Raw genomic sequence first — 17,927 nt, forward strand, 5'->3', positions numbered from 1 at the left:
TTACTTTTATTTTAGATTCATGCAAAATTACTTTTAAAAAATTGGGTGGGCAAATTTGAGGTGGATTTTATTTTTGGGTGGGTGGAAATCATGTGGTTGAGGAATGATGAATTTTGTTTAAGTATAATAATAAATTTATGTTATTTGTATATTTGATTGAATTTAAAACGAATCTTAGACAAATAATTTAAAATGAATAAATCGCAGCTGAAAGATTATAAATTGGAATTAATCAATCAACTCAAAAAAGGCGAAAACTCAGGTTTCATAAAAAATTTCAATCGCAAAAACTTCTTAAACAATCTTAACAAAAAACGCGTAAAATAAAATGCAAGAAAACTCAAAAGATGAATATTTAAAAATAGCTAAAAATTATCTTTTAAATGAATATGGAGATATTGTTCAAATATTCGAAGATGATATACGTGAAACTGATGACACATTTTGTTTTCATTATCAATCTAAAAAGTTTTTGAAACATTAAAATTTGAGGATCAATTTGTAGGACAGGGTCATCTATTCATTTTAAAAAGAAGTAAAAAATAATTTCCTATGGAAGTACAATAGGAGAAAAACCTGGTCTTATCCATATAATTAAATAATGAAAGATTAATAAGGGTTTACTGTAAAAATTATGATATATGGGATGGAAAGTATGATTTAATAATTAATAAAGTTGAAGATGAAATGGGTTTTGAAGAACTAATTATGGCGGACTTACTAAGTGTTTTATTAAAACATAAAATATGGAAAGCTAATCAATATGATAGTAATCACCCAAACGCTCATTATTATACTGAAGAAGAAATAAAAGAAACTCTAATAAAATCTCCATTAATATTAAAAAGACCTTTTTGCAAAAACTTAGAAGATCTTCTTGTTGACCTTATTAACAAAGATATTTATCTTGATTGGACATTATCAGAAGTTAAATAATAATAATCATTCCGCAGAAACCTTTCAACCGCTTAGATTCCTGCGGAATGACAAACAGTATGGATATTTTTATTATTCTAACCTCAACAAAACCTCGCTTACCACCCCAATCTCTTTCAAAAAAACCCCATCATGCGAAATCACCATTAAAGTTCCGTTATAATCCTTAATAGAATTCGTCAGAATTTCCACATTTTGAAGGTCTAAATTATTCGTCGGTTCATCGAGAATAATCATATCGGGCGCTTTATTGCTGATGGAAAGTCCACACAGAAGAAGCCGCAGACGTTCTCCGCCACTCAGAACATCGCACTTTTTGTCCCAGGTTTCCTTTCCGAATAAAAATCTTGACAATAAGGTTTTCACTTCAGATTCCTGCAACGCATTATCGTTGAACTGTTGGGCAAAATCATAAACCATCGTCTGTTTATCAATCAAAGAATACTCCTGATCAATATAAATCGTCTGAAAATCAGTTCTCGAAATTGTTCCAACAGAAGGTTGCAAATCTCCCAGCAACAGTTTAATCAAAGTCGTTTTTCCCGAACCGTTCGAACCTTTAACCGAAATTCTGTCTCCACTTCGGATTTCAAGATTGAGGTTTTCTTTCCAAAGATTTCCTTCATTATATGTATAATTAATTTCTTCTGCTGAAATCAAAATTTTCCCCGAATGAAGATTGGAATCATTAAAATTCACTTTCATCTGATCCGCATTTCTCACCGACGAACGCAAATCCCGCAAGTCACCCGAAATATCATTGATTTTCTCTGCGTGAATTGATTTTAATTTGGAAGAATTTTTCTCAGCATTATTCCGCAGCGTATTCATCATAATTCTCGCCACGCCTGATTTTTCCTGCTTTCCTTTTCCTCGTGCATCGAGTTTTTGCTTTCGTTCGATCGTTTCTCTTTCCTTTTCTTTTGCCTTTTTCAGCGCACGTTCTTTCGAGTGAATATCATTTTGCAAGGCTTCATTTTCGATTTCTTTTTGTTCGGCATAAAAATCATAATTCCCTCCATAAGTCGAAATTCCCTGATTGCTCAGTTCAAAAATTGTATCCACCAAATTCAGCATTGCACGGTCATGACTGACAATCACAACTGTTGAATTGGTTTTTCCTATAAAACCATACAACAGATTTCGACCTTCCAGATCAAGATGATTTGTAGGTTCATCGAGTAAAATAATGTCAGGCTGATTAATTTGAATTCCGGCAAGAAAAACCTTTGTTTTTTGTCCGCCACTCAGGCTTTCTAAGGTTTGATTTAAATTTAAATTCTCCAATTTCCAATGTTGGAGAGCCATTTGACATCGCTCTTCAATGTCCCAGTCGTCATTTAAAATTTCAAAATACATTTCATCCACTTCCCCACTCGTGATTTTTTGAAGAGCTTCTAATTTTTTATCGATTTTTAAACATTGTGCAATCGTGAGATCATTAAAATTCCCGAACATCTGCGGAACATAGAATAAATCACCCTGAACATTAATGTTTCCATCCAAAGGTTCAATTTCATTCGCCATGATTTTCAGCAGGGTTGATTTTCCCGTGCCGTTGCTTCCGACCAAAGCCGATTTTGTTTGAGAAGATACTGTTAAGTTGATAGAATTAAAAAGCAGATTCCCTGCAGGAAACCCAAAGGATATATTTTGTAGAAAAAGCATAATTTCTTTATTTAAAAGGTTAAACTTCAATAACTTTTTAGGTTAATGTTGATTAAATCTGAAAGAAATTAAATTCTACATGCTGTTTGTTTGGGTTTTATGAATTGCAAAGATAAAGATTTTATTTTTTTTGGAAATTTGCAGTATTTTTTTTGGTTAAATTAAAATCTGACCGAAATGCATTGAGAATAAAGCGACCGTCTGGAGGAGATTAAAATACATACAAACTTTACCAATTTCTTTTATAAAATCAAGTTTCACAAACCTGATACACCTCACAAAAAACTTTCATCAAAATTCCGTAACTTTGCCGCCTACTAAAAATTTTATGGAAAGTATTCAAGTTCACGACAAAACTTTTGTGCCTTATTTAGAGGATGCCGAAATTCAGGAGATTGTAAAAGCTACCGCTCTGAAAATTTATGAAGATTATAAGAATGAAGTTCCTGTTTTCATTGGCGTTTTGAACGGTGTCATTATGTTTTTCTCTGATCTTTTAAAACATTATCCGGGGGAATGCGAAATTGCATTTATCCAAATGAGCTCCTACGCCGGAACTGAGTCTACAGGAATTGTTTACCAAAAAATGGAACTGACGAAAGACGTAAAAGACCGTCACATTATCCTTGTAGAAGATATTGTGGATACCGGAAATACGGTTGAAAGTCTTTTCAAATATTTCAACGAAACCCAAAGGCCGAAATCTGTAAAAATCGCTTCATTTTTATTAAAGCCTGAAGTTTACAAGAAAGATTTCAAACTGGATTACATCGGAAAGGAAATTCCAAACAAATTTGTTTTAGGTTATGGTCTTGACTACGATGAGTTGGGAAGAAATTTACCCAACCTGTATCAACTGGCTGACGGACAAATCAACCATTAAAATGCTGTTGGCTTTTAGCAGATAGCTTTTAGCCTTCATTTAGAAAAATAGAAAGAAATAAATTTTAATAATAACTAAAAATAAGCTGAAAGCAAAAGTAAATCGCCAAAAGCCAAAAGCCCAAGGCAAATTTCCAACTGCCAAAAGCAATTCACTATTATGATAAACATTGTTCTGTTCGGCCCTCCGGGAAGTGGAAAAGGTACACAAGCTCAAAACTTAATCGAAAAATTCAATTTAAAACAAATCTCAACGGGAGATCTTTTCAGATTCAATATGAAAAATGATACCGAACTTGGGAAACTGGCTAAATCGTACATCGATAAAGGAGAATTGGTTCCGGATCAGGTAACGACAGATATGCTGATTGATGAGATCAGAAAACCGACCGATGCTGCCGGATTTATTTTCGACGGATATCCACGAACAGCTGTACAGACAGAAGCTTTGGAAAAAATCGTGAAAGAAGAACTGAATGATGATATTGATGTATGTCTTTCTTTGGTTGTGGCGGATGATATTTTGCTGGAAAGACTTTTGAAAAGAGGCGAAACCAGCGGAAGATCAGATGACAGCAATGCAGAGATCATCGGCAGCAGAATAAAAGAATATTACGCAAAAACTGCAGAAGTTGCAGAATTATATAAGCAGCAGGGCAAATACGTTGAGATCAACGGTGTAGGAGAAATCAATGATATCTCTGAAATGCTTTTTGCTGAAGTTCAAAAATTTTCATAAATTTTTGATTCAATATTCAAAGTTCAATATTCAAGGTTGGGAACTTTGAACTTTAAACCTTAAACCTTGAATTGAAGTTATGAGCAATTTTGTAGATTACGTAAAAATCCATTGTAAAAGTGGTCATGGAGGTGGCGGTTCTGCCCATCTTCGCCGTGAAAAATATATTCCCAAAGGTGGTCCTGATGGCGGCGACGGAGGTCGTGGCGGTCACGTGATCATGAGAGGAAATGCCCACGAATGGACTTTACTTCCGCTTCGTTATACCCGTCACGTAAAAGCTGAACGTGGACAAAACGGAGCCAAAAACCAGTTAACTGGAGCTTTTGGTGAGGATGTTTATGTGGACGTTCCCATTGGAACGATTGCTAAAAATGAAGAGGGTGAGGTAATAGGCGAAATCATGGAAGACGGTCAGGAAATTATCCTGATGGAAGGCGGAAAAGGCGGAAGAGGAAATGAATTTTTCAAAACTTCTACCAACCAGACGCCCCGTTTTGCACAGCCAGGTATGCCCGGACAGGAAGGTTACGTAGTTTTCGAACTTAAAATCTTAGCAGATGTAGGTTTGGTAGGATTTCCAAATGCCGGAAAATCTACTCTTTTGGCATCAGTTTCTGCTGCTAAACCAAAAATTGCCAATTATGCTTTCACCACTTTAACTCCAAACTTAGGAATTGTAGACTACAGAAATTACAAATCTTTTGTAATGGCAGATATTCCGGGAATTATTGAGGGAGCTGCGGAAGGTAAAGGTTTAGGACACCGTTTCTTGAGACATATTGAAAGAAATTCGATTTTATTATTTTTAATTCCTGCGGATTCTGAAGATCATTTTCAGGAGTTTAAAATTTTGGAAAACGAGTTGAAAGAATACAATCCTGAACTTTTAGATAAAGATTTCATTATTTCGGTTTCAAAATCTGATCTTTTGGATGAAGAATTAAGGAAAGAAATTTCGGCAGAATTTCCGGAAAACAAAAAGCCCTTATTTTTCTCAGGTGTTACCGGTGAAGGAACAATGGAACTGAAAGATGCCATCTGGAAACAACTTCACGGATAAATTACAATAATGTGCTGTAATCGTTGATTGCAGCACAATTTCTTTTAGAATTCTCCGTTTCATATTTAAATTAAACTTAAAAAAAATGACAAGGAATTTTTTTTTGACCTTAGCGGTCACAATTTCGGGACTTATGAGCGCTCAGGAATCAGAATCAAAACCAGATTTCGATTCTAAATTTAAATTTGGTGTAAAAGCAGGGTATTCATTATCAACCATGAAATTTTTTGATAATAAACTGGATTCGAAATCTTACTTTTACGCAGGTGTGATAGGAGAACAACCCGTTTCATCAAAAGTAGGCATTCAGGCTGAAATACTTTACAGCAAGATTGGAGGAAAAGAAAAATGGCCGGTTTTACCCATCAACGGAAATACTGGCGAGCAACTGAGTTTTATTGATTTTAATTACGAAATCAACCAAATTCAGGTTCCAGTATCAGTAAAATATTATTTCATTCCTAATCTTTCGGCTTCCGTAGGGATGAATGTGGCATTTAGTATCTCAGAAAAAGTAAAAACCGACATGATGGTGAACGGAGCAACATCCAGAAACTACGAAGGAATCAAGAGTTTAAACCTCTTCCCTTTCCTGGGTGCCGAATACAAACTCACTGAAAAGTTTTTTGTAGACGCAAGATATAATTTCAATTTTATAGAAATACAGAATGGTGATTTGCCTACCAAAGTCGGATTTTTGCAGGCAGGCGTTGGTTACAGATTTAATTAAAATTTAAAAAGAGAAGCTGAAAAGTTTCTCTTTATTTTTTACAGACAATCACGACTTCATTTTTTGAAAATCCCTGATAAAGATCCTCGTCAAAGATCTTTATCTCAGTTTTAAAACCAGCATTTCTTAAGCGGCTTTCCAACCCTGAAACAGAATAAATTCTTACATGATCTTTTTGCCCGAAGTGTTCCAACCTTTCGGCTTCCGTTTTCTTCGTATAATCTTCATAGATTTCTCCATCTTTAAAAGGTGTCTGAATTAAAAATGAACCTCCCGGTTTTAAAACTCTGTACAATTCTTTCACAGCAATTTCATCTTTTACAATATGCTCTAAAATGTGATAGCAGACAATCAAATCAAAAAAATTGTCTTTTGCGTCTATTTTTGTAATGTCAAAACGGTAATCAGAAAGAAATTCATTTTCAAAATCAGTTGGAAAATAGGAAATATCTTTTCTTTTCTTCCATTTTTTGTACAGCATTCTTGAAGGTGAAAAATCAAGAAAAGCAGAATTCGATTTTAAATATTGACTTTTCAGAAGATGATTGAGCCTTCTTGTCCGTGGCAAACTTCCACAAACCGGACAGATCAAGTCAACATTTCCAGTTTTACAAATTGTTTCAAATTCGTCTGGCAGATATTACAATTGTGATTTTTGCCCTGATAAAAAGGTTTTAATAATTTCCGAAACTGATCTTAACAAAAATTCAAATAAAAACCAATGGTTTCAGACTTAAAATTCAACCTTAAATTTCGTTGGAATAATTATTGTAAGACCCCACAAAAAAAATTCAGTTATGAAATATTTATTGGCAATCTTTGCTTCCATTTTTCTACTTTCATGTGCTTCACAAAAAGCCGAATCAAAATATTCTCAGATAGAATATGAAGCCGGACCGTGCTTTGGCTCATGCCCTATGTTTAAAATCACGATCAATCCAGACCGAACTGCAGTTTTTGAAGCTGAACATTTTAATTTTTCTAAAAACTTCAGCAAAAGCGAATTTGACAAACCGAGAGAAGGCACTTTCAAAGGAACCATCAAAGAGGAAGATTATAAAAAACTAACTTCATTAATCGACGGACTGAATATTAAATCGATGAATGATAAGTACGGAAGCCGAAATGTTACTGACATGGCAACTTCGTATTTAAGAATAAAATTTGCTGACGGAACTTCAAAAGAAGTTGAAGATTACGGCAAAAAGGGAACAGAAAAACTGGTAGAAATTTACAAATTTTTCGAAGACTTCAGAACTAATCAGGACTGGAAAAAAGTAGAGTGATTTTCTTAAAATAATTTAAGCTATCTTTGCAGTATATTTCGCGGCATTCTCAGCCAGACAGTAAATGATTTTACTTAAAAACTCTGTTAAAAAAACACTTTGGCAGATCTGCTAAAAATGATGAAGTATACTGCTTCGACCGCATTATTTTAATACACAACAAATATTTTGTTATTTACCGACTTAAATTTGATTAAGCCCATCCTCGATGCGCTTCAAGATCAAGGTTATGAAAAACCAACCCCTATTCAGGAACAAGCGATTCCTTCAATATTAGAACAAAGAGATGTGCTTGGTACAGCACAGACGGGAACAGGAAAAACAGCCGCTTTTGCCATTCCAATTCTGCAGAACCTTAGCGAAAGAAAAGGTCCGAAAAACAATCATATCAAGGCACTGATCCTTACTCCAACAAGAGAACTGGCGATTCAGATTGAAGAAAGTTTCAACGATTACGGAAAAAATTTACACTTAAGACAACTTGTTGTTTTCGGTGGTGTAAAACAGGGAAATCAGGAGAAAGCTTTGAGAAGAGGCGTGGATATCCTCGTGGCTACACCGGGAAGATTACTGGATTTTATCGCACAGGGAATTATCTCCCTTAAAAATCTTGAAATTTTCGTGTTGGATGAGGCCGACAGAATGCTCGACATGGGTTTTGTACACGACGTAAAAAGAATCATTAAACTTCTACCTCAGAGAAGACAGACTTTGTTTTTCTCTGCAACGATGCCCACTGAAATTCAGAAACTGGCAGATTCAATTTTGAATACACCAATCAAAGTTTCAGTAACTCCGATTTCTTCGACTGCGGAAACGATTAAGCAATCCGTTTATTTTGTTGATAAAGACAAAAAGCTGGATTTACTTTCTCACATTCTTCAGGAAAACATCAAAGAATCTGTTTTGGTTTTCTCAAGAACCAAGCATGGTGCAGATAAAATTGCCCGAAAATTACAGGCTTCAAACATTACAGCAGAAGCGATTCACGGGAATAAATCTCAAAATGCGAGACAGAATGCTTTAAGTAATTTTAAATCAGGAAAAACACGCGTTTTGGTGGCAACAGACATCGCTGCAAGAGGAATTGACATTGATGAACTGAAATATGTAATCAACTTTGAACTTTCTGATGTGGCAGAAACTTATGTTCACAGAATTGGTAGAACAGGCCGTGCGGGAGCAGAAGGAAGTTCGCTTTCGTTTGTTGACGGTTTAGATTTATTAAATTTAAAGGATACCGAAAAATTAATTGGTATGAAAATTCCGGTGGTAAAAGATCACCCTTTCCATACGGATAATCTGGTAGTTGAAAAGAGAGATTCTAACAATAAACCATTTATTCCAAAACCGAAACCTGCAGGTCAGCAAAAATCTGATCACAGCAAGAAGCCTAAGAATAAAAGTAATTTTTTCAGAAAGAAATAAAAGCAAAGCCTTCCGATTGGAAGGCTTATTTTTTGTAAAATAAGAAAGAAACTAGTATTTAAAAATCATCTTCGCATTTTCCGTTGTAATCCTGTCAATTTCAGCAAAATCGACTCCGTAAATATCCACCAGTTTGCCGGCAACCAAATCGAGATAAGAACTTTCATTTCTTTTTCCTCTGAAAGGAACGGGCGCAAGATAAGGTGAATCTGTTTCGAGAACGATTTTATCTAAAGGAATCTCCTTTAAGAACTGATCAATCTTGCCATTTTTAAAGGTCACTACTCCACCAATTCCGAGGATGAAATTTAGATCTAAAGCATGTTTTGCCTGTTCAAGATTTCCTGAAAAGCAATGAAAAATCCCGCGCAATTTCGGATGTTTTTTTCGTTCTAAAACCTCAAAAGTTTCGTCAAAACTTTCTCTTGTGTGAATGACAATCGGCAAATCTTTTTCAATTGCCCAATCGATCTGCTGTTCAAAAGCTTTCACCTGAATATCTAAAGTTGTTTTGTCCCAATACAAATCAATCCCAATCTCTCCGATGGCAGGAAATGGTCTTTGATCAAGATAATTCTTTACGATTTCAAGCTCTTTTTCCCACGATTCCGGTTTTACATAACACGGATGCAGCCCCATCATCGAAAAAATCTGATCAGGATATTCACTTTCAAGTTTCAACATTTTTTCATGCGATTCTGAGTCGATTGCTGGAAGATAAAACTCTGTAATTCCTTTATTTAAAGCTCTTCGAATAGCTTCTGCTCTGTCTTCATCAAATTCTTCTGCGTATAAATGAGTATGTGTGTCAATCATTTTTCTAAAGTTTTAATAAATCTTGATAAGGGTTTTCCAAATTCAGAAGCAGTCCGAAAGCGGGTTCTGTTTTAATTTCTTTTTTCTTAAGATCTATTATTTTCTGTTTAAATTCCTCTCCTTTTTCAATCAAAATTTTGTGCTCAGCAATCATGTGGAGATAGGCATTTTGCTGCGTTGGCGGCTTATTCTGTCCGAAAATTTCGATGGGAAATTCTTCTAATCTAAAATTACAGACAACCGATTCAGTTTCGTTGACTACAATGGTTTCAATATTCAAATCAAATTCAGAAAATGTTTTATTTAAAATTTTTTTAAACTCAACCTGATCTTTAACCTCGCAAATAATATCTAAATCGCTTCCTTCAATGTCAATTTCTATCGGAATTGTTCCTGCTAATATTGGATAATAACCTTTTAATTTTTCAAAGATCTTGTATTGAGTAAGAATTTCAAAAGCTCTTTTCTGCTTTTCATTTCCTGTTTTTAAATAATCAGGTTTCGTAAAGTCAATCATTTCATTTTAAATTTTAAACCTTACATCTTGAATATTTTATGTTTCACTTTCAATCTCTGAACTTCAATTCTTTGTTTCAGTTTTTCTTTAAACTCAATGAATTTCGGATCTTTTTCGTCGTCTGTTCTGTGTTCCAAAGCCTGATTGATTTTAAAATTTTCTTTGATAAAATCTTTGGTTTCATCTGAAAAATAAGATTCTCCAAATTTCTCAAAAATATAGTTGACCGCCTGTGAATTGGGATGAATCAAATCTTCTTTATAGAATCTGTAATCCCTCAAATCATCCATTAAAATCTCATAAACCGGCAGATAATGACAGTTTTCAAACTGAGAAATCACTTCATGAACGGCTGTAATCATTTTAGACTTACTCAACTGGTTTTCAATCATTCCGTCTTTGGTGTGACGGACGGGAGAAACCGTGAACAGAATCTGCAGATTTTCCGGACAGATATCCTTTAAATTGATAATCGTATCGTAAATAGAATCTGTAATTTCCTGATGCGTTAAAAGTCTTTTTTCAAAGAACTTCTGTGGAATTTTGTGACAGTTGGCGACCAGTTTTTTCTTCGGTTCAAATTCATATATAAATGAAGTTCCGTAAGTGATGATCACCCAGTTGGATTCCTGCAGAAACTGGTTTCCTTCAACCAGATTTGAATTTATTTTATCTAAAGTCTGATGAATATACCTCGTGTCAAAAGATGTATGATGATCAAGCGAAATAAAGTCCTCGTTGTAACTGATCAGTTCATCTTCATGATAAAATTCTGAGTCGTGAAGCCTTTTCACAGCATTATTAATCGAAAATGGATTAAAAACCGTCCCGAAAGGATTGTTGACCGTCTGAAGCTGACCTTTCTGAAATAAATCAGACATTTCCGAGGCAAAACAGGAACCGATCGAAAATATTTTATCTTCAATTCCTATTTTCTTTTCAGATTCTGCGATGTTTACTTCGGTACGGAATTTCATTCTATCACTTTGAAAATGAGTTAATTTGATAATTTGAAAATAAAAATTGAATCTCTAAAAATTTTCAAATTGGTACATTTCCAAATTTTCAAATTAAGATTCTCTTCTCAAAAGATAGTTTGCCAATTCTGCGAAAGGTTTTTTCTTCTCATCATCGATGTCGATTTTGTGAAGGAAGCTTTGACCGATCTCATTGTGTTTTTCAATTAATCTTAAAGCTTTTTCGTCAACACCAGTGCGTCTGAAAATCTTTTCTACGCCGTAGACTTTATCAATATTATCGGTCTTTTTAGAATACCAGAAATCAAGTTCTTTCAGTTCAGCTTCGGTAGCGTATTCTCTTGCCAAAAGATAAAGAACGGTTTTTTTGTTTTCATAAATATCTCCGGCATGCTTCTTTCCAAACTGTGCCTGATCTCCGAATACATCCAAATAATCATCCATGATCTGGAAAGCAATTCCGATGTGTTTTCCGAAATTGAAGATCGCTTTTGCATCTTTAAAATTAGCCTTCGCAATCATTGCTCCTATTTCAAAAGATGAAGCACTTAAAACACCTGTTTTATAAGTGATCATTCTGATGTAATCGTCAAAAGTAACATCTTCTTTTGTTTCAAAATTGATGTCGTACTGCTGACCTTCACATAGAAGTAATCCTGTATGCGTGAAAATTCTGATACAGGCTTTAAAGATTTCAGGTTCAAGATCTTCAAAAAACTTATAGGCTTTCAGCATTAATCCGTCACCGGAAAGAATTCCTGTGTTGATGCCGTGAAGCGTGTGGATGGTTGGTTTGTTTCTTCTTAACGGTGCTTCATCCATAATATCATCATGGATCAGCGTGAAATTATGGAAAAACTCAATTGCCAGAGCAGGTTTTATTGCCTCTTTCATATCACCTCCAAAAAGGTCGCAGGCCATCAGCACCATAATTGGGCGAAGACGTTTCCCACCGTGTGAGATGATGTAGTTCATCGGGTCGTAAAGCTCCGCAGGTTTATCTTTGAAAGTATATTTGGTAATGGCATCAGCAACAATCTGTTGGTAGGTGTCTAAGAATTCCATAAAATGTAAAATAGTTTGAACAAAAATACAATTTTCTGAGGGGTTTTGAAACAAAAAACTTTGCCCAAATGAGCAAAGTTTTAATATTTTAAAGTAAATTTTTCTTTAAGTAAGAGCAGTCACAACAAGATAAGTAAGACCCGCCACAATCGCTGAAATAGGAATAGTTAATACCCAAGCCCAAAGAAGACTCACGGTAATCCCCCAACGTACGGCTGAGATTCTTTTCGTTAAACCTACCCCGATAATAGAACCTGTAATCGTATGTGTAGTAGAAACAGGAATACCGAAATGGTCTGTTAAAAATAATGTAATTGCACCAGCAGTTTCAGCACTGACTCCTTCAAGAGAAGTAACTTTCGTGATTTTGGTTCCCATCGTTTTAATAATCTTCCACCCTCCACTCATTGTTCCTAAAGCAATTGCAACGAACGAAACTAAAGGTACCCAAAGATAATCTTTAGCAAAGTGATCAAAACGACCTGCAGAAGGAATCTGTAAATAACTATCCTGCAATATATTTACATGATAAAAAATAACTGCTGCACCAATGATTCCCATTACCTTTTGAGCATCATTAAGACCATGTCCTAAACTGAATAGCGCAGAAGAAGCCAACTGCAATCTCTTAAAAGACTTGTCTGCTTTATAAGGATTTGAATTTTTGTAAAGGTGTACGATAATCAAAGTAATGATAATTGAGATAATCATTCCAACAATAGGCGCCATGAAGATAAAGAGAAATATAGGAATCACTTTATCAAACTTCACGATATCCTGAGTAGCAACTTTAGCAAGAGCTGCTTTTATATTTTCAAAAGTTCCCAAATCAGGTTGAGCAACTGCAATCTCATGATAATCCATCATAAATGCATGCATTAATGCAGCACCTAAGAAGCCTCCAATCAAGGTATGAGAAGAAGATGAAGGTATCCCAAACCACCAGGTAAGAAGATTCCATGCAATAGCTGCTACCAGACCAGAAAATATTACTTCAAGATTAATAAAATTTTCGTTAACCGTTTTGGCAATTGTATTACCGATTTTAAATTCTCCAATAATATAAGCGGCGATAAAGAAAGCTGCAAAGTTCCACAATGCTGCCCAAAGTACGGCCTGAAAAGGTGTAAGAACCTTTGTAGAAACAATAGTAGCAATAGAGTTGGCTGCATCATGAAAACCATTGATGTAATCGAAGATAAGCGCCAAAGCAATGATCACTATAAGTAAAATAGGAAATTCCATTTTTAGATCTCTTGTTTAAGCGTATTTAATCATGATATTTTCGATTGTATTGGCTACATCTTCAGCTTTATCGGTAACGATTTCAAGATAATTCAATACAGAAGAAACTTTGATGATATTAATAGCATCATTGGTTTCAAATAAGTCTACCATTGAGTTTGAAAGCAAATCATCAGCAATATTCTCGATAGAATTCACTTTTATACAAGCCTCTTTCACCTGCTCCATGTTTTTGAATCCTTTAAGATTCTTCATCGCATTTTGAATTTCAATACATGCTTTGTGGATCAATAAAGAAAAATCTGAGTAAGCCTTCATTTCTGGAGACTTGTACAGAAAAATATATTTTGTAGAAGCGTAGATGTAATCTGCAATATCATCAAGCCCTGTTGCAAGCGTGTGAATATCTTCTCTATCAAAGGGAGTAATGAAGTTTTTCCCCAACTCTACAAAGATTTCATGAGTCAACTCATCGTTTTTGTGCTCGTAGTCACTCATTTTTTTCAACATGGTATCGTCATTTACATCAAAATCTTTGATACCATTATTGAACTCTTCAGACATCGCCACAAGATTGTCGGTTACTTTTTCAAAAAGTACGAAGAAGATTTTATCTTTTGGTTGAAAAGCGTGGAAAATATTACCAATTCCCATTGTAAAGTATTTATTATAATTCGTCTGCAAATTTCCTAAAAAAGCTTGTTATCAAAAAGCTTCCAGCGTTAATTTTTGTTCATATTAGAACAATGTTTTTAACAATCGATTTTCTATTAAAAAAAATCTCCACCAATAATAAAAGAACCCAAACAAAACACTGATTTACAACAAACTAAATAAAAAAGCCAGCAAAACTGCCGGCTTAATTTATATGGTATGGATAAGATTAGTTAGCTTCTTCAGCTCTCATATCTTTTCCTTTGAACTTCATAGACTGAATATTTCCTAAAAGTTCGTTCTTATAAGATTTTTCAACCTCAAAGAATGAGAATTTTTCAAGAATTTCAATATTACCAATTTCAGCTCTTTTAGCTCCTTTGCTAGAAGTTGCTTTGTTGATAATTTCTAAGACATCCAGTTTTTTCAACTGATCTTTTTTACCGAGATTAAAGAAAAATCTTGTCATATTTTCGTCTCTCTGTCTTGGCTTTCCGCCACGGTCGCTTCTGCCTCTTTCGCCTCTTCCGTCACGGTCACCTCTTGGGCCTCTGTCACGGTCACGGTCTCTGCCTCTGTCACGGTCTCTGCCTCTGTCACGGTCTCTTCCACTATCGCGGTCTCTTCCACCTCTGTCGTCATCTCTGTTGTTAAATTTCTGCTCGTGAAGATCGTCTCTGTCTTTGTAGTAAGCAGCAAGATCTTTCAACTGAAACTGAAGAAGTTTGTGTACCAGTTCTTCTTTTGTAAATTCCGAAAGATCCGGGATTAAAGAATCATCAAACTCAAAGAAATCTTCGTTTACTTCCAAAAGATTTTCAAAAACTCCTCCTACCTGTGCTTTTATAATATCTTTACCTGTAGGAATTCTTGCTTCGTGAATCTCGATTTTAGTAACCGCTTTAATCTGCTTTAATTTTCTGCTTTCTTCAGGTTTAATCAAAGAAATAGAAATTCCGTCTTTCCCGGCTCTACCCGTTCTACCACTTCTGTGAACAAATACTTCAGGATCATCCGGTAAAGAGAAATGCACCACGTGAGTTAATGAATCCACATCCAAACCTCTTGCAGCCACATCTGTCGCTACCAAAATGTCGATATTTTTGAGTCTGAATTTCTTCATTACCGTATCTCTCTGCGCCTGAGAAAGATCTCCATGAAGAGCATCAGCTGCATACCCGTTCTGCATCAGGAAATCTGCAACTTCCTGAGTTTCCATTCTGGTTCTGCAGAAGATAATTGAGTATTGATTAGGATTTGAATCAATTAATCTCTTCAAAGCCTCTTTTTTCTGACGGTAACCAGCTACGTAATATTCGTGCTTGATGTTCTTCTTAACTTCGTTAATAGAACCTACAGAAATTCTGTGTGGATTGGTCAAATAATTTTTAGAGATTCTCTCTACTTCTTTGCTCATTGTAGCAGAGAAAAGGAAAGTTTGTTTAGTTTCCGGAGTTTCGCTCATAATTGTTTCCAATTCGTCTTTGAAACCCATAGAAAGCATTTCATCTGCTTCGTCTAAAACCAACCAGTGAATAGCTGAAAAGTCTAAGGCTTTTCTGTTGATCAAGTCGATTACTCTACCAGGAGTTCCCACAATAATTTGCGGTTTTTCCTTTAGAGAACGCATTTGATCCATAATACTGCTTCCTCCATAAACCGCTGTCGATTTAATGTTGGGCATGTACTTTGTGTAATTTTTAATGTCTTTTGCAATTTGAAGACATAGTTCTCGTGTCGGACAAAGCACCAATAATTGGATTTTGCGACTCGTATCGTCAATCATATCCAAAATCGGAAGCGAAAACGCTGCTGTTTTGCCTGTCCCTGTCTGCGCAAGTGCGATTAGATCGCGAATATCTGAAAGAATGAAAGGGATAGTCTGTTTTTGGATTTCTGTCGGGCTTTCATAGCCCAGTTCGCCAATTGCCTTAAGTAAATCAGGACTTAAATTGGACTCCGTAAATAAATTCATTAAATTATATAAAATTTTTGCAAAGGTACAATTATTATTTGGATAATCTTTCAACGTATATTACAGAATTAATAATTTAACATCTCATATTTGATTCATTTTTTAAAATAATCAAAAAAAACAACTCTTTTTATTCAAAATTTTAAAAATACAACACGGTTGCAACAATTTAAGAGATTTCGTATTTAACCCTTAATTTTTTATTAATACCTCAAAAATCAATCCTCAATAGATTAAATTTGATTAAATTTGAATTAAAATTAATCAACGTATGTCTGTTTCTATTTCTAAAAACACTTTAGAATTTCTACAAAATCTTAGTCAAAACAATAACCGTGAGTGGTTTACCGAAAATAAAAAACGCTACACCGATTCTCAGGAAAACATGATTTTATTCATAGAGAATCTTATTACTGAAATGGGCGTTTTTGATGAAAACATTCTAAAAACTGATGCTAAAAAGACATTGTTCAGGATTTACAGAGATGTACGTTTTTCAAAAGACAAATCGCCGTACAAAAACAATATGGGAGCATCTTTGGGAATGGGGAAAGGCAGTCAGAAAGCGGGTTACTATCTTCATGTAGAGCCAGGCAAATCGTTTCTCGCATCCGGAATTTATATGCCTGATTCTTCAGCATTAAAAACTATCCGGAAAGAAATATCTATTTATTCTGAGGATTTTCTGAAAGTTGTCAATCAGAAAGAATTTAAAAAACTTTTTAAAGAGCTCGATCAGGAAGACCAGCTAAAAAAAATCCCACAGGTTTTTGAGAAAGAAGACCCTATGGCAGAATATTTAAAGTTGAAGAATTTTATCGTTGTGTATTCTTTAAAAGATGAAGATCTGACAAAAAAAGAAGCCGCAAAGAAGTTTGCCGAAATTTTCGGGGTCGCAAAACCATTGAATGATTTTTTGAATCGTGCGATTGAGGGATAGCTGGAGATAGCAGTCCTACGGACTGCGCCGAGGTTTTTAATATTTCTTGCTACACAGATACCGCCCCACTTGGAGCAGTTTTTTTTAGTATTCTTTCAGCGATACCTCTGATACATTTTAGTGGTAATATCTTTCATTTCTTTCCTCAGACTTTCGGGCGAAATCACTTCTACCATTTCGCCATGAGAAAGAATTTGCTGTATGAAGTCAAAAGTTGGAACCAAAAATAGTTTCACGGTTAATTTCCCATCATTTTCTGAAGCAATTTCCTGAGAATGATGCAATGGCATTGACTTTATGTATTTTCCCTGAACAGAATCAAAAATCAGAATAATCTCTACAGGATTTTCATTGAGTGTAGAAATAATCCCAAAAGAATTTCTAAAAATATCTTCGGTGTTTACTTCAAGTTTAAGAAAGGTAGAATGATGGATTTCGAGTTCTGAAATTCTATCCAGTCCGAAAGTTTTTATCAAAAACTGATCTATATTTCTTTCATTTGCCATAAGATACCAGCGCCCTCCAAATTCTTTGAGTGCATATGGTTGTACTACCCTTTTCTGAGCAGTAGTATCCCAAAATTTATGATAGGAAAATGAAATTAATTTCCTGTTTTGAATGGCATGCAACAAACCATGAAGATGATCCAGCCCATTGGCTTTTCTCTGCTCAAAAAGCATAATTTCCGAGTTTTCTTTAGTGCGGCGATAAGCGTCTATGAGCAGAACGTTGTCTAAGACATTTTCGCTTTGCGGATCAACTTCAAATTCTGTAATTTTAAAATTTTTGTCTGTTCTGGAGTACGAACTTTCCATATTTAAGAGGTCAAAAATCTGTGCTCTGTCTCTCTTGAAAGTTTTTTCCGAAAACTTCAGTTCCATATTTTTTCCATCGAATTTCTTCCGGAGATAATCAAAAGCTTCTTGATAAGAAACACCTTTTTTCCTGCTTTTAAAAAGTTCTGCGAGGAGTATGAAACGGTAGATTTGTTCGGTTTGCGCCATGG

At 34.9% G+C, this 17,927-nt stretch carries 19 protein-coding genes; 9 read left to right on the forward strand and 10 right to left on the reverse strand.

From position 1 onward, the window contains the following. Positions 1–328 precede the first annotated feature (328 nt). The gene (locus AC2A1G_RS12250) at positions 329–484 is read left to right on the forward strand and encodes a hypothetical protein (RefSeq protein ID WP_484047199.1); all 156 of its coding nucleotides are present in this window, start codon (positions 329–331) and stop codon (positions 482–484) included. A 203-nt stretch (positions 485–687) separates the two neighbouring features. After that, the gene (locus AC2A1G_RS12255) at positions 688–936 is read left to right on the forward strand and encodes a hypothetical protein (protein WP_484047200.1); all 249 of its coding nucleotides are present in this window, start codon (positions 688–690) and stop codon (positions 934–936) included. A gap of 72 nt (positions 937–1,008) precedes the next feature. Here the strand turns inward: AC2A1G_RS12255 and AC2A1G_RS12260 are convergent, their stop codons facing one another. Then, positions 1,009–2,604 (reverse strand): ABC-F family ATP-binding cassette domain-containing protein, encoded by a 1,596-nt coding sequence (locus AC2A1G_RS12260; RefSeq protein ID WP_484047201.1) that lies wholly within the window; start codon positions 2,602–2,604, stop codon positions 1,009–1,011. Positions 2,605–2,932: 328 nt separating this feature from the next. Here AC2A1G_RS12260 and hpt point away from each other — a divergent pair, with 328 nt between their 5' ends. The 4 genes from hpt (at position 2,933) to AC2A1G_RS12280 (ending at position 6,018) form a co-directional block, all read left to right on the forward strand. After that, positions 2,933–3,487, forward strand: coding sequence for a hypoxanthine phosphoribosyltransferase (gene hpt, locus AC2A1G_RS12265; protein ID WP_484047202.1), 555 nt, complete (start codon positions 2,933–2,935; stop codon positions 3,485–3,487). Between the two features lie 159 nt (positions 3,488–3,646). Continuing rightward, the gene (locus tag AC2A1G_RS12270; protein ID WP_484047203.1) at positions 3,647–4,225 is read left to right on the forward strand and encodes an adenylate kinase; all 579 of its coding nucleotides are present in this window, start codon (positions 3,647–3,649) and stop codon (positions 4,223–4,225) included. A 79-nt stretch (positions 4,226–4,304) separates the two neighbouring features. Then, entirely contained in the window at positions 4,305–5,288 is a 984-nt protein-coding gene (obgE, locus tag AC2A1G_RS12275) for a GTPase ObgE (RefSeq protein WP_484047204.1), read from the forward strand. Positions 5,289–5,373: 85 nt separating this feature from the next. Continuing rightward, positions 5,374–6,018 carry a porin family protein gene (locus AC2A1G_RS12280; protein ID WP_484047205.1) on the forward strand — a complete coding sequence of 215 codons (645 nt, stop codon included), beginning with the start codon at positions 5,374–5,376 and terminating at the stop codon, positions 6,016–6,018. Positions 6,019–6,049: 31 nt separating this feature from the next. Here AC2A1G_RS12280 and AC2A1G_RS12285 read toward each other — a convergent pair whose 3' ends face one another. Then, complete coding sequence (locus tag AC2A1G_RS12285; RefSeq protein ID WP_484047206.1) at positions 6,050–6,610, reverse strand: class I SAM-dependent methyltransferase; 561 nt, start codon at positions 6,608–6,610, stop codon at positions 6,050–6,052. Between the two features lie 205 nt (positions 6,611–6,815). On the opposite strand from AC2A1G_RS12285, the gene AC2A1G_RS12290 reads away from it, so the two are divergent. Both AC2A1G_RS12290 and AC2A1G_RS12295 read left to right on the forward strand, forming a co-directional pair. Beyond that, complete coding sequence (locus AC2A1G_RS12290; RefSeq protein ID WP_484047207.1) at positions 6,816–7,304, forward strand: DUF6438 domain-containing protein; 489 nt, start codon at positions 6,816–6,818, stop codon at positions 7,302–7,304. 168 nt (positions 7,305–7,472) lie between these two features. Next, positions 7,473–8,732 (forward strand): DEAD/DEAH box helicase, encoded by a 1,260-nt coding sequence (locus AC2A1G_RS12295; protein ID WP_262148607.1) that lies wholly within the window; start codon positions 7,473–7,475, stop codon positions 8,730–8,732. Positions 8,733–8,783: 51 nt separating this feature from the next. Here the strand turns inward: AC2A1G_RS12295 and AC2A1G_RS12300 are convergent, their stop codons facing one another. The 7 genes from AC2A1G_RS12300 to AC2A1G_RS12330 form a co-directional block, all read right to left on the reverse strand. Further along, positions 8,784–9,548, reverse strand: coding sequence for a TatD family hydrolase (locus AC2A1G_RS12300; protein ID WP_484047208.1), 765 nt, complete (start codon positions 9,546–9,548; stop codon positions 8,784–8,786). 4 nt (positions 9,549–9,552) lie between these two features. Beyond that, on the reverse strand, positions 9,553–10,065 hold the full coding sequence (locus AC2A1G_RS12305) for a DUF4269 domain-containing protein (protein ID WP_484047209.1): 513 nt from the start codon (positions 10,063–10,065) through the stop codon (positions 9,553–9,555). A gap of 20 nt (positions 10,066–10,085) precedes the next feature. Continuing rightward, a complete protein-coding gene (locus AC2A1G_RS12310) occupies positions 10,086–11,042 on the reverse strand; it encodes a GSCFA domain-containing protein (RefSeq protein WP_484047210.1) in 957 nt (318 codons plus the stop codon). Between the two features lie 93 nt (positions 11,043–11,135). Next, positions 11,136–12,107 (reverse strand): polyprenyl synthetase family protein, encoded by a 972-nt coding sequence (locus tag AC2A1G_RS12315; protein ID WP_484047211.1) that lies wholly within the window; start codon positions 12,105–12,107, stop codon positions 11,136–11,138. A gap of 105 nt (positions 12,108–12,212) precedes the next feature. Then, entirely contained in the window at positions 12,213–13,352 is a 1,140-nt protein-coding gene (locus AC2A1G_RS12320; protein WP_484047212.1) for an anion permease, read from the reverse strand. Positions 13,353–13,367: 15 nt separating this feature from the next. Next, the gene (locus AC2A1G_RS12325; protein WP_056081940.1) at positions 13,368–14,006 is read right to left on the reverse strand and encodes a DUF47 domain-containing protein; all 639 of its coding nucleotides are present in this window, start codon (positions 14,004–14,006) and stop codon (positions 13,368–13,370) included. A 229-nt stretch (positions 14,007–14,235) separates the two neighbouring features. Beyond that, complete coding sequence (locus AC2A1G_RS12330) at positions 14,236–15,981, reverse strand: DEAD/DEAH box helicase (RefSeq protein WP_484047213.1); 1,746 nt, start codon at positions 15,979–15,981, stop codon at positions 14,236–14,238. Between the two features lie 271 nt (positions 15,982–16,252). On the opposite strand from AC2A1G_RS12330, the gene AC2A1G_RS12335 reads away from it, so the two are divergent. Next, positions 16,253–16,921 carry a DUF2461 domain-containing protein gene (locus AC2A1G_RS12335; RefSeq protein WP_484047214.1) on the forward strand — a complete coding sequence of 223 codons (669 nt, stop codon included), beginning with the start codon at positions 16,253–16,255 and terminating at the stop codon, positions 16,919–16,921. 95 nt (positions 16,922–17,016) lie between these two features. Here AC2A1G_RS12335 and AC2A1G_RS12340 read toward each other — a convergent pair whose 3' ends face one another. Beyond that, positions 17,017–17,925, reverse strand: a complete 909-nt coding sequence (locus AC2A1G_RS12340; RefSeq protein WP_484047215.1) for a helix-turn-helix transcriptional regulator — start codon at positions 17,923–17,925, stop codon at positions 17,017–17,019. Between the last annotated feature and the right edge of the window lie 2 nt (positions 17,926–17,927).

Source organism: Chryseobacterium sp. HNCC26DJ240 (assembly GCF_057180485.1).

Excerpts from the sequence above, each read along its gene's own strand:
- AC2A1G_RS12250 (WP_484047199.1), top strand. The coding sequence starts at position 329 with ATGCAAGAAAACTCAAAAGATGAATATTTAAAAATAGCTAAAAATTAT.
- AC2A1G_RS12255 (WP_484047200.1), top strand. The coding sequence starts at position 688 with ATGGGTTTTGAAGAACTAATTATGGCGGACTTACTAAGTGTTTTATTA.
- AC2A1G_RS12260 (WP_484047201.1), bottom strand. The coding sequence starts at position 2,604 with ATGCTTTTTCTACAAAATATATCCTTTGGGTTTCCTGCAGGGAATCTG.
- hpt (WP_484047202.1), top strand. The coding sequence starts at position 2,933 with ATGGAAAGTATTCAAGTTCACGACAAAACTTTTGTGCCTTATTTAGAG.
- AC2A1G_RS12270 (WP_484047203.1), top strand. The coding sequence starts at position 3,647 with ATGATAAACATTGTTCTGTTCGGCCCTCCGGGAAGTGGAAAAGGTACA.
- obgE (WP_484047204.1), top strand. The coding sequence starts at position 4,305 with ATGAGCAATTTTGTAGATTACGTAAAAATCCATTGTAAAAGTGGTCAT.
- AC2A1G_RS12280 (WP_484047205.1), top strand. The coding sequence starts at position 5,374 with ATGACAAGGAATTTTTTTTTGACCTTAGCGGTCACAATTTCGGGACTT.
- AC2A1G_RS12290 (WP_484047207.1), top strand. The coding sequence starts at position 6,816 with ATGAAATATTTATTGGCAATCTTTGCTTCCATTTTTCTACTTTCATGT.
- AC2A1G_RS12300 (WP_484047208.1), bottom strand. The coding sequence starts at position 9,548 with ATGATTGACACACATACTCATTTATACGCAGAAGAATTTGATGAAGAC.
- AC2A1G_RS12305 (WP_484047209.1), bottom strand. The coding sequence starts at position 10,065 with ATGATTGACTTTACGAAACCTGATTATTTAAAAACAGGAAATGAAAAG.
- AC2A1G_RS12310 (WP_484047210.1), bottom strand. The coding sequence starts at position 11,042 with ATGAAATTCCGTACCGAAGTAAACATCGCAGAATCTGAAAAGAAAATA.
- AC2A1G_RS12315 (WP_484047211.1), bottom strand. The coding sequence starts at position 12,107 with ATGGAATTCTTAGACACCTACCAACAGATTGTTGCTGATGCCATTACC.
- AC2A1G_RS12320 (WP_484047212.1), bottom strand. The coding sequence starts at position 13,352 with ATGGAATTTCCTATTTTACTTATAGTGATCATTGCTTTGGCGCTTATC.
- AC2A1G_RS12325 (WP_056081940.1), bottom strand. The coding sequence starts at position 14,006 with ATGGGAATTGGTAATATTTTCCACGCTTTTCAACCAAAAGATAAAATC.
- AC2A1G_RS12330 (WP_484047213.1), bottom strand. The coding sequence starts at position 15,981 with ATGAATTTATTTACGGAGTCCAATTTAAGTCCTGATTTACTTAAGGCA.
- AC2A1G_RS12335 (WP_484047214.1), top strand. The coding sequence starts at position 16,253 with ATGTCTGTTTCTATTTCTAAAAACACTTTAGAATTTCTACAAAATCTT.
- AC2A1G_RS12340 (WP_484047215.1), bottom strand. The coding sequence starts at position 17,925 with ATGGCGCAAACCGAACAAATCTACCGTTTCATACTCCTCGCAGAACTT.